Origin of the sequence: Shewanella profunda, from assembly GCF_023283765.1 — a bacterium.
GTDB classification, from domain to species: domain Bacteria; phylum Pseudomonadota; class Gammaproteobacteria; order Enterobacterales; family Shewanellaceae; genus Shewanella; species Shewanella profunda.
This window is the reverse complement of the sequence record NZ_JAKILG010000018.1, coordinates 72,674-84,139: the sequence shown is the minus strand read 5'-3', so window position 1 is coordinate 84,139 and position 11,466 is coordinate 72,674. Positions and strand designations below refer to the sequence as shown.

Here is an 11,466-nt window from a genome sequence, read left to right as displayed (position 1 = left end):
CCATTAATACGGATTATTACTTAAGTTCTTTACCTCTGGACATCGAACTTGCAGCCAAAGCGGTGCGTCAGCATTGGCACATCGAGAACCAGCAACACTGGGTGCTTGACGGTGTGCCACAGGCACATAGGATTGCAGCATAAGGACATGTGCAACGTTTATGGCTAAGCTTGAGAAGAGATGATGGTTTGGCCCATCGAAGTCTGTTGTCGGAAGCTGGCTTCAAACCGCTTCAAGCTGCGAACATTAAGAGTGTTCGTGGTGAGCGTTGAAGAAACGGGCATATTTAAGTGCTCAGGTGAGAAATGAGAAGACGAGTTATCGAACCCATGATGACGCATCGTAAACCAAAGACTCGACATCAAAAGCCAGTAGCGTCTAAGACTGGTGATAAATTTACAGGTTGCTCCGAAGGCTGTGTAAGTGGTGTCCGGTGTAAAGTGGGCGTGATCTCATTTTCAGGCTCTTTTCAGGAACTGTGGGAACCAGTCGTCAGAATGTTAAGGCAGAAATACAAATCACTAAAATGGTAAGTATGAGAGTACCAATGTCTGGCACTGGGGCGGAACGACCTGTAGTAGTAAGGAAGCGTTTGTAATGAACGTGGAGCGAAGGGGTCGTGTTAAACAGTATTCATCTTTTATCCAACTGCGCCTTGTGCAGGAGGAGATATTATGACGAATACACATCGGTTTGAAATTGACAAATGGCAGGTCGTGCGGGCTTACCAACTAGTCAAAGCGAATAAAGGAGCTGCAGGCATCGATAAGCAATCGATGTCTGATTTTGAAAAAGACTTAAAGAACAACTTATATAAAATCTGGAATCGAATGACATCAGGTTGCTATTTTCCACCTGCAGTTAAAGCAGTGGCAATACCAAAGAAATCTGGTGGTGAACGAATACTCGGCATTCCAACGATTCAAGACCGAGTAGCACAAATGGTCGTAAAGCTTAGCTTTGAACCATTAGTTGAGCCTCATTTCCTTAATGATTCATACGGGTATAGGCCAAATCGGTCAGCGATAGATGCTGTCGGTGTGACGAGAAAACGCTGCTGGTATCAAGATTGGGTGTTAGAGTTTGATATTAAAGGGTTGTTTGACAACATTTCACATGAGTTGCTCATGAAGGCAGTACGTAAGCATACAGATTGTAAGTGGCTACTACTGTACATTGAGCGGTGGTTAAAAGCACCAATGGTGAAAGATAATAATGAGGTAATAGAGCGAAACATGGGCACACCGCAAGGTGGAGTAATAAGCCCAGTGTTAGCGAATTTGTTCTTACATTACGTCTTTGATAAATGGATGCATAAAAATCACCCAGGAGTGAAGTGGTGTCGATACGCAGATGATGGGCTAGTTCATTGCAATAGCGAAGAGCAGGCACAGAAAATGCGAGCTGAGCTTGAGAAAAGGTTCAAAGATTGTGGGCTTGAGATGCATCCAACGAAAACCAAAATTGTTTACTGCAAGGATGGCACTCGCAAGGGGCAATATGAGAACACAGCTTTTGACTTTTTAGGTTACACATTCAGGCCACGACTATGCAGAAACAGGCATACTCAAGGTACCTTTATCAGTTTTACTCCGGCTGTAAGTAAAGATGCACAAAAGGGGATGATAAAGAAAATTAGGATGTTGGCCATTCGAAAGCGAACAGATTTAAGTCTTGAGCAAATAGCTAGGAGGATCAATCCAATCATCAATGGTTGGATTAACTACTATGGCAGCTTCTGTCGTTCAGAACTTTATCGTGTATTCCGTCAGATAAACAAAGCGTTAATCTGGTGGGCGAGGCACAAATACAAGAAACTTCAACGACGCAAAACGAGAGCCGGTCAATTTATGGAGAAAGTAGCCGACACTCATCGCCACCTATTTGCTCATTGGCGAATAGGAATGAGAGGATCGATGGTTTAACGGGAGCGGTATGAGTCGAGAGGCTCACGTACCGTTCTGCGAGGGGCTGCTGGGGAAGTTCCAGCGGTCTACTCTCCTCACCTTTAGGGAAGACTGTTCAAGGATTGGTGACCGTGAAAACGCGAAGAAGATGGCGTTATTTCGGCGTATCGTGCTGAACCTTTTAGAGCAGCATCCGCTAAAAGCCAGTAAACCAACCAAAATAAGAAAGGCAGCATGGAATGGTGATTTTAGGAGCGAGATTTTCTTTGGTTAAGAGATTTAACAAAGCTTAATCCCGCCCTGCAGCTTAAGAGGCTTTAATAACGTCCTTATCTATTTGCCATTCCTTAAGCGTTTTACACTCGACCTTTCTCGTTCGTTAAAGACAAAGCAATAGCATCGCAATGACGATAAATAGGATGGGCAATTTAGAGGGGAAATGGCCGATCGGCTACTTTGTATTAAGTAGCGATCGGCCGCGCCGGGAAGCGTTTAGGATAAAAAGTGAAGCGCTAGCTGAGTGATTGACCTCCTATTGCTTTGATGTTGAAGGCAAGGCTATACATCACTGGCAGGACGATTAATGTCAGCAGCGAGGCAAAGCCTAAGCCAAAGATAATAGTGATTGCCATAGAGCCGAAAAATGCGTCTGATATTAATGGGATCATTCCAAGCATAGTGGTGATCGCCGCCATCATTACGGGTCGAACGCGGCTTACGCAGGAGTCTAACAGTGCGCTATATGCGGCTTTTCCTTCGCTGAGTTCAAGGTTGATTTGATCGACCAACACAATCCCGTTTTTAATCACCATGCCCGACAAGCTCAAGAGGCCAAGTAGCGCCATAAAGCTGAAGGGTGCATCGAACAGCAATAATCCCGCTGAAACCCCTATTAACGCCAGTGGCACTGTAAACCAAATCACCAATGGCTGACGCAGTGAGTTGAATAGGAACACAGTGATTAAAAACATGGCGAGATAACCGAGTGGAATTGAGCTAAATACAGCGGTTTGAGCTTCTCCTGCAGTTTCATATTCACCACCCCATTCGAGGTGATAACCCGCTGGCAAGGCGATAGCTTCAACCTTATCTTTTACTTTGTTTAGCACTGAATCGGCAGTTTCATTGCTGCCCAACTTAGGATCGGCCAGTACGGCGAGCATACGCATACGGTCGCGGCGCTTCACCAGTGGGTTTTCCCATTCGGTATTAAAACTACTCACCACTTGGGTCGCGGGCACAAAGGTGCTGTGTTCACTGCTCCAAATTTGCAGCTTCCATAGGCTGTCAGCTTGCAAGCGTTCCTCGGCAGGGGCTCTGGCGACTATGGGTAATAGGTGACTAGTCTCGCGATATAAACCAATTTTTTTACCGCTAAAGTTAACCAGCAGTGCATTGTCGAGATCTTGCTTGCTGATCCCCGTTTCCCGTGCCTGGGCATTCTCCAATTGCGGGCGAATTAACGGAACTTGGTTACGCCAGTCGTGGCGTATACTATCCATACTTGGCTCCGCGTGGAAAATCGCTTCGGCTTGGGCGCCTAGTGTTCTTAGTATTTCTGGATCATCACCATAGAAACGAGCCTCAATTTTGGCGGCAGGCGAAGGCCCATTGTCCATATTTTTTAGACGGTATTGTGCATGTGGGAAACGTTGATTTAAAAACTTTTCCAGTTCAGGCATATAGTTTTTTACCGCCTCAAGATCGCGCATTTCCACAATCAACTGGGCGAATGCTGGATAACCTTTTTCAGGTTGGTAGGGCAGTACAAAACGTTGGGCGCCTTGGCCAATCACTGTGGTTAGATGGGTAAGGCCAGTATGTTGTTGCTCTGCTTGTTTGAGCAATTGTTGCTCAATATCCGCAGTAAAGCGCTCGGTCGCTTTAATATCTGTGCCTTCAGGCATCCAAATATCCACAAAAAAGATTGGCGTATTAGATGCGGGGAAAAACACGTTTTTGATATGACCAAATCCAATCACGGCGGTGACTAACATCGCACCAACCAACAATATACTTACGATACGAAAACGCAGTGCTAGCGTTAAGCTTGTGCGGTATAAGTTAAAGACCCAACCTTTGTAAGGATCTTGTTCATCATCACTCGGTGCGTCTTTAAGCACTAAGTGACAGAAGAATGGCGTCAGGGTGATGGCTGTTATCCAGCTGATAAATAAAGAAATCATCAACACTTGGAACAGCGAACGACAAAACTCTCCCGATGCATTTTGTGATAAGCCGATAGGGGCAAAGGCGATGATGGCAATAATGGTCGCACCCAGCAGTGGCCATTGGGTTTGCGAGACAATTTGTTTTGCCGCTTCTAAGCGGGTTTTACCCCGGCGAAGACCAATTAAAATCCCTTCCGTCACAACAATAGCATTATCCACCAACATACCTAAGGCGATAATCAGTGCACCGAGCGAGATGAGTTGTAGCTCAATTCCTAGCATTTTCATCACAATAAAAGTGCCTAATATTGTGAGTAGCAGGATAAGTCCCATCAATAAACCTGAGCGCACACCCATAAAAAGTAACAGCACGGCAATAACGATAGCAATTGACTCTAATAGATTGATTAAAAAGCCATTAACTGTTTTGTCTACCGCCGAACTTTGGTTATAAACGGTATCTAAGCTCATGCCTATTGGGCGCTGGGATTCGAGCTCGGCAAGGCGATCATTAACCCTTTGACCTACTTCGACTACGTTTACGCTACTGGAGAAGGAAATCCCCAATGACAACGCCGATTCCCCTTTGTTGTGGTAAAGCACGGTGGGGGTTTCGTCGTAATCCTTTTCGATATTGGCGATATCGCCTAAATAAATCAGTTCAGTGCTGCCCTGTGGGCTGACAATCAAGCGCGCCAGATCCTGAATACTGCCAAATTCACCCGTGGGATGAATGCGGATACGGTTATCACCAATCACGAGGCTTCCCGCGTTGGAGACCACGTTCTGATTATTGATAAGGCTATAGATATAGCTTTGATCGAGCCCCAGAGCCGAAAGTTTTTGCTGGGATATTTCAATCACGACTTGCTCGGTTACACTGCCCACAACCGAGACTTTTTTTACGCCTGGCACTAGCACTAATTCACGGCGCAAATAGTCGGCATAGTTGCTCAGTTCGCGATTGCTGTAATCTGGCCCTGAAAGGTTAAATAAAATCCCGTAAACATCACCAAAGTCGTCCATTATCTGCGGTGTCTCTGTGCCCGGAGGCAATTGCCCTGCAGTATCATTGACCTTACGGCGTACTTCATCCCATACCTGTGGCAGGCTGGTTTTATCGTAACTATCTTTGATCTCAATTTGTATTTGCGATAAACCCGCGCTGTTAATTGAGGTCACGTGCTTAACGGCATCGAGTTGTTGCAATGCATCTTCAAGGGGAAGGGTGACTTCTTCTTCAACCTGTTCTGGCGAAGCACCGGGATAAGCGGTGATCACTAGGGCATCTTTAATCGTAAATTCGGGGAATTCTAACTGTCCTAAACCCGTAAAACTGATGCTACCCCCTACTAATAGCAGTAACACAAACATCCAGCTAATGACTTTATGGCGAATCGAGTACTCAGCAATATTCATCACTTACACCCCACGCTGCCAGCGTAGTGGTTTGACTTTCATGCCAGTGGATAACTGGGACACGCCTGCACTCACGATGAGATCACCATTATTAAGACCACCAAGGATTTCAATCCCTTGATTGGTTACGCGTCCTAATGTCACTGGTGCCGGTGTCACTTCACCTGACTTAGCTTGATACACCCAAACCTGTACTTGACCGTCTTGGTCACGTTTATCTATGGCGGTAACAGGCACAATTGCTGACGTCTGATTAGGTGTTTTAACCAAGGCTAAGGTTAGCTCGGCGCTCATACCCGGCAGTAGCTGCACATTGTTGGGTTGTGGCAGAGAAAACACCACTTCATAGGCTTGAGTACCAGGGGTGACTTGGGTCGAGTATTCTTTGAACTTAGCATCAAACTCCATTCCCTCTAGCGCGGTAAATCGTACCTTAGCGCTGAAATTTTGCTGCTTAATATACTCGCTTAAACCTGCGGCCATGGCTTCGGGAACTTGGATGCTTACATCAAGCAAGTTATTATTTTGCAGCGTTAATACTCCTTGGTTAGCCTGCACTATTTGGTGGTTATCCACTAAACGCTTAGCGATAGTGCCACTAAAGGGAGCCGTTAAACGGGTATAACTGAGCTGATCGCGCGCGGCCGCCAAGGATGCCTTTGCGGATTTTAACTGGGCTTGGGTGCTATCAAATTCGGATTGTGAAATCAGTTTGCGATTCAGTAATTCCACTTTACGATGATAATCAGCAGCTAAAAGTTCATGGTCCGCTTCACTGCTCATTAGATTGTTGTATGCATCCCTGTCGTCGAGTTTTGCAAGTAGGCTTCCCTCAGTCACTTTTTGTCCTTCGACTAAAGCGAGTTCGGTTAATTGTCCCGAAATACGAAACGATAACTCGGCACGGCTATTAGCGGTGACACGGGCGGGGAAAGTTCTAAAATCCCCCCCTTCGAGTTGCATCACCTCGAACAGTTTTACGGGACGAACCGCCGGTTTGCACGGAACTCTCGGCAGGCGAACAACCACTGAGCAAGGCTGGAAGCAGCGCAGCTAAGGGGAGGAGTCGATATGATGTCATGGGGATTCCTTGGTAACAAATTGTCAGCATTTCTAGGCGCGAAGATATCAGCTAAATTTGTTGCAACAAACGGGATAGTTTGGGATTATCAATCCCACATAATGAGATTGAACTTAGGGTTAAAATGAAGACAGAGGACTTAGCGTTATTTCACCGAATAGCTGAAACGGGCAGTTTGATCGAAGCGGCTGATTTACTTAACTTACCTAAGTCAACGGTCAGTCGCCGTTTACAGGCATTGGAAGATGAGCTGAACATTAAACTGTTCCACCGCCAGAGCCGCTCCATGACATTAACCTCTGCGGGAAGTCATTTTTACCAGCGTTCACAAAATATTTTGGCCCAGCTCGATGAAACTCTGTTTGAGATGACCAATGATGATGCCGAGATCAGCGGGCATTTACGTATACAAATGTTTCCCATCCATAGTATGAGAATATTGATGCAAGCCATTTTTCGTTTTATGGATATGCATCCAAAGCTCACGGTCGAAGTGCTTAGCAGTGTCGAATCTGTCGATATGGTGAAAAACAATCTCGACGTCGCCTTTGTGGTTGAGTCAGTGTTAGATACCTTAGATCTAGTGGTGCGCCCCATTTTTACAACGGATCTGCGTTTTTATGCCAGCCCTGAATATTTAGCAAGCCATGGCACGCCAAAAACACCTCAGGAGATTGAGTCACACAATGTGTCTTTATTCCGATTATCTAATGGCAAAATCTTTAATGAGCTATGGGTAGGATTGGAGGAAGCGGTGAGAGTGCGAGGGAATTTCTGTTCTAACAGTGTAGAACTCGCCGTTGAGTTTGCATTGCAGGGCAGGGGTATTGCCTATGCTCCCGCAGAAGTAGTTGCCGAGTTTGTCGAAACGGGTGAGCTCGTTACCCTACTGCCTGAAATTGATGCTCATCAAGGTGAGTGTTTCTTAGCTTATCCATCAAGGCGTTACGTGAGTTTAGCCAGTCGACGCTTTATCGACTATATCCTGCAAGAATTAGTGCCCAATGGGGTGCCGACCAATATGAGCGAGCAAAGCCCACGCCGGTCCTGTCAAGCCTCTAAAGAGGCATTTTCCGATGACGTGCTGCATTTTTCCGTCAAAAAATCGCGCTAGCTTAACCTTCGCTAATGGCGTTTGCGGTCGTGACCTTTGTGGGTTCACAGATCCGCTGCGCCAGCCAGTAACAGGCAATGCCCATCAAGATGTTAGTCAGAGGTAGCGCCAGTAATAATCCCTTCACGCCACCGATATACGAACCTAGCGCCGCCAGCGGCAGCATCAACAGCATTAAGCGGCACAGGTTTATCACCAATGAACTCATGGGCCTGTGGTAGGCATTGAGCGAGGTGGCGACAATAATCACTATACCTAAAGGTCCATAGGCACAGGGCAGCACTAAGATATAAAAACTAAGCCATTCTAGCACCTGCGGATCTGTACTAAATAAATGGGCGATCGGTTCAGCCAAAAATATCAATGGAATATAGAGCAAGGTTTGGAATACAAAGATAAATTTAAGTGACAACAGCAGCGCTTGTTTTGCCCTTTGTGGTTGCCCTGCACCAAGGTTTTGCGCAATAAAGGGCATGAGGCTCGATGACAGTGCCATTACCACAATCAGCAATACGGACTCTAACCGGGTACCCGCTCCGAAGGCGGCGACAGCGCTGTGGTCGATATGCGCCAACATCGCCATGATCACCGCATTGGCTAATGGGTTAATTAAATTCATTAATGCCGCAGGTTGTGCAATATGGGCAAGTTTGCTCCAGTTGGCGCGCATTCTATCAATATCGAAGGCGACCCATTCCAGCATCTTTCTTTTTATAATCAATAGGTAACTCGATAGTGATAAAGCTACAAGCCAAGCGATAACTGTCGCAATGGCTGCCCCTTGAATTTCTAAACGAGGAAAGGGACCAATCCCGAAGATAAGTAAGGGATCAAGAATAAGGTTGATGAGCGCCGCGAGCGACATAATCATTGCTGGCGAGCGGGTGTCACCCGTTGACCGTAAACCTTGATTACCCACCATTAACACGACCAATAGTGGTGCGGCTAAATACCAGTAAACCATATAGTCGCGGATCAGCGGTAAGCTGCTTTCATTCGCCCCAAGCAGACTAAACAGCGGTGTAATAAAAATGCTGCCAAGGGCCGATAGACTGGCCGTTAATATAAAGGTCAGGAATAAGGCATCGTGTAAAAATACCTTAGCCTTTGCTGCATTGCCTGAGCCGATAAGGCGTCCGAGATTGGTTGAAACGCCCGCACCAATGCCAATGGCAATACTCGAAATAATGAGGGTGACCGGAAAGGTAAAACTGATAGCCGCCAAAGCCTCGGTGCCCAATTGACTGATAAAAAAAGTGTCAGCGAGACTGAAACCTAGAATGGTCATAATGCCAATCAAGTTGGGGAGGCTCATGTCGAGCAGTACACGACCAATTGGCGCACTGAGCAGCCCGTGTCTGTCTTTCATGGAGAAAATAATGCCTTGTTTGCCTGCGGAGGCGGAATTCTAACAGGATTGTGTCCGCTTGAAAAAACTGACATCAAAAAATTGAAGTTTTTTTTGTAAAGACACTTGGATCTGGACAGCGTCAGCCCCATATCACACACATCGAAGGGAAGGCTGACGTGCCTCTTTTTTTAAACACAAATCGGCTCGATTGTAGGGCATCAAATCATTAGGAGAGTTCATAGATGAATATTCGTCCATTACATGACCGCGTAATCGTTAAGCGTCTTGAAGTTGAATCAACCTCAGCGGGTGGCATAGTGCTAACCGGCAGCGCCGCTGAAAAATCAACTCGCGGTGAAATCCTTGCTGTGGGCAATGGCCGTATCTTAGAAAACGGCACAGTTAAACCACTGGATGTTAAAGTGGGTGACGTAGTGATCTTCAACGAAGGTTACGGCGTGAAAAAAGAAAAAATCGACGGTCAAGAAGTCTTGATCCTGTCCGAAGCTGACCTGATGGCAGTAGTAGGTTAATCCTCAGCATCAATTCGACATTCCAATTAATCATTAAAAATTTAAAGGATAATCAAGATGGCAGCTAAAGAAGTGTTATTTGGCAACGATGCACGTGTAAAAATGTTAGCGGGTGTTAACATTCTGGCCAACGCAGTAAAAGTGACCTTAGGTCCTAAAGGCCGTAACGTAGTGTTAGACAAGAGCTTTGGCTCACCGCTGATCACTAAAGACGGTGTGACTGTTGCAAAAGACATTGAGCTAACAGACAAGTTTGAAAACATGGGCGCGCAAATGGTGAAAGAAGTTGCTTCTAAAGCCAACGACGCCGCCGGTGATGGTACAACAACGGCAACAGTATTGGCGCAAGCCATAGTCGTCGAAGGCCTAAAAGCCGTTGCAGCCGGCATGAATCCAATGGATCTGAAACGTGGTATCGACAAAGCCGTTATCGCCGCCGTTGCTGAGCTGAAAAATCTGTCGCAAGAATGTGCCGATTCAAAAGCTATTGCCCAAGTAGGTACTATCTCCGCTAACTCTGATGAATCAATCGGCCAAATCATTGCCACGGCAATGGAGAAAGTCGGTAAAGAAGGCGTGATCACAGTCGAAGAAGGCCAAGCGCTGGAAAACGAACTGGATGTAGTAGAAGGTATGCAGTTTGACCGCGGTTACCTGTCACCTTACTTCATCAACAAACCAGAAACGGGCAGCATCGAATTAGACAGCCCATTTGTGCTGTTAGTCGATAAAAAAATCTCTAACATTCGCGAGTTATTGCCAATCCTTGAAGCCTTAGCTAAAACTGGCAAGCCGCTGCTTATCGTTGCCGAAGATGTTGAAGGCGAAGCCTTAGCAACACTCGTGGTCAACAACATGCGCGGTATCGTTAAAGTGGCTGCGGTTAAAGCACCTGGCTTTGGCGATCGCCGTAAGGCAATGCTGCAAGACGTGGCGATTCTGACTGGCGGTACTGTTATCGCGGAAGAAATCGGCCTAGAACTTGAAAAAGCGACCTTAGAAGATTTAGGTACCGCTAAGCGCGTTGTGATCACTAAAGACAACACCACCATCATCGATGGTAACGGCGAGCAAGCACAAATTGCCGCCCGTGTGAGTCAAATTAAACAGCAAGTTGAAGATTCAACTTCAGACTACGACAAAGAAAAACTGCAAGAACGTATGGCTAAATTAGCAGGCGGCGTAGCAGTAATCAAAGTCGGTGCCGCCACTGAAGTTGAAATGAAAGAGAAAAAAGCCCGTGTTGAAGACGCGTTGCACGCCACTCGCGCCGCAGTAGAAGAAGGTGTGGTTCCTGGCGGCGGTGTTGCCTTGATCCGCGTGGCTTCTAAGATTGCCGACGTAGAAGTATTAAACGAAGATCAAAAACACGGTGTGGTTATCGCACTGCGTGCAATGGAAGCGCCACTGCGCCAAATTGCAACCAACGCCGGTGAAGAAGCGTCAGTTGTGGCTAACACAGTGAAAAATGGCAGCGGTAACTTCGGTTACAACGCGGGTAATGACACCTACGGTGACATGTTAGAAATGGGTATCCTTGACCCAACTAAAGTGACACGTAGCGCGCTGCAGTATGCAGCATCTATCGCGGGTCTGATGATCACTACAGAAGCCATGATTGCCGAAGTACCACAAGATGCCTCAGGTTCAGATATGGGCGGTATGGGCGGAATGGGCGGTATGGGCGGCATGATGTAATTTTTGCTTTTTTGCTGGTTTAAATCGGTGATTACGGTGTTGCTGCTCGCTCACATACAAACAACGTATGCTACGCTCACAGCGCCTTGTACTAACACGATTTATCCAGCGCAAAATTAGCAAAAACATCTGTGGTCTTTAGCTTAATCGCTTAAACCTAAATTCTTGTAAGAGAAAAATGAAAACCCCGAC

Annotated in this window: 6 protein-coding genes and 2 pseudogenes; 5 read left to right on the top strand and 3 right to left on the bottom strand. The window is 46.4% G+C overall.

What is annotated here, in order from left to right; translation table 11 throughout:
• Positions 1 to 674 precede the first annotated feature (674 nt).
• Both ltrA and L2744_RS10985 read left to right on the top strand, forming a co-directional pair.
• Positions 675 to 1,925, top strand: a complete 1,251-nt coding sequence (gene ltrA, locus L2744_RS10990) for a group II intron reverse transcriptase/maturase (protein ID WP_248991943.1) — start codon at positions 675 to 677, stop codon at positions 1,923 to 1,925.
• A 76-nt stretch (positions 1,926 to 2,001) separates the two neighbouring features.
• Positions 2,002 to 2,181 (top strand): annotated as a pseudogene (locus tag L2744_RS10985) (ISAs1-like element ISSba1 family transposase); the annotation flags it as partial.
• Between the two features lie 238 nt (positions 2,182 to 2,419).
• Here the strand turns inward: L2744_RS10985 and L2744_RS10980 are convergent.
• Complete coding sequence (locus L2744_RS10980) at positions 2,420 to 5,497, bottom strand: efflux RND transporter permease subunit (protein WP_248991942.1); 3,078 nt, start codon at positions 5,495 to 5,497, stop codon at positions 2,420 to 2,422.
• 3 nt (positions 5,498 to 5,500) lie between these two features.
• Positions 5,501 to 6,578: pseudogene (locus L2744_RS10975) on the bottom strand (efflux RND transporter periplasmic adaptor subunit).
• Between the two features lie 124 nt (positions 6,579 to 6,702).
• On the opposite strand from L2744_RS10975, the gene L2744_RS10970 reads away from it, so the two are divergent.
• Positions 6,703 to 7,692 carry a LysR family transcriptional regulator gene (locus L2744_RS10970; protein ID WP_248991941.1) on the top strand — a complete coding sequence of 330 codons (990 nt, stop codon included), beginning with the start codon at positions 6,703 to 6,705 and terminating at the stop codon, positions 7,690 to 7,692.
• Position 7,693: 1 nt separating this feature from the next.
• Here the strand turns inward: L2744_RS10970 and L2744_RS10965 are convergent, their stop codons facing one another.
• The gene (locus L2744_RS10965; protein ID WP_248991940.1) at positions 7,694 to 9,061 is read right to left on the bottom strand and encodes an MATE family efflux transporter; all 1,368 of its coding nucleotides are present in this window, start codon (positions 9,059 to 9,061) and stop codon (positions 7,694 to 7,696) included.
• A 224-nt stretch (positions 9,062 to 9,285) separates the two neighbouring features.
• Here L2744_RS10965 and L2744_RS10960 point away from each other — a divergent pair, with 224 nt between their 5' ends.
• Both L2744_RS10960 and groL read left to right on the top strand, forming a co-directional pair.
• Positions 9,286 to 9,576: a co-chaperone GroES gene (locus L2744_RS10960; protein ID WP_006086113.1), complete on the top strand. Its 291-nt coding sequence runs from the start codon at positions 9,286 to 9,288 to the stop codon at positions 9,574 to 9,576.
• Between the two features lie 57 nt (positions 9,577 to 9,633).
• Positions 9,634 to 11,274, top strand: coding sequence for a chaperonin GroEL (gene groL / locus L2744_RS10955; RefSeq protein WP_248991939.1), 1,641 nt, complete (start codon positions 9,634 to 9,636; stop codon positions 11,272 to 11,274).
• The last annotated feature ends 192 nt before the right edge of the window (positions 11,275 to 11,466 follow it).

Excerpts from the sequence above, each read along its gene's own strand:
- ltrA (WP_248991943.1), top strand. The coding sequence starts at position 675 with ATGACGAATACACATCGGTTTGAAATTGACAAATGGCAGGTCGTGCGG.
- L2744_RS10980 (WP_248991942.1), bottom strand. The coding sequence starts at position 5,497 with ATGAATATTGCTGAGTACTCGATTCGCCATAAAGTCATTAGCTGGATG.
- L2744_RS10970 (WP_248991941.1), top strand. The coding sequence starts at position 6,703 with ATGAAGACAGAGGACTTAGCGTTATTTCACCGAATAGCTGAAACGGGC.
- L2744_RS10965 (WP_248991940.1), bottom strand. The coding sequence starts at position 9,061 with ATGAAAGACAGACACGGGCTGCTCAGTGCGCCAATTGGTCGTGTACTG.
- L2744_RS10960 (WP_006086113.1), top strand. The coding sequence starts at position 9,286 with ATGAATATTCGTCCATTACATGACCGCGTAATCGTTAAGCGTCTTGAA.
- groL (WP_248991939.1), top strand. The coding sequence starts at position 9,634 with ATGGCAGCTAAAGAAGTGTTATTTGGCAACGATGCACGTGTAAAAATG.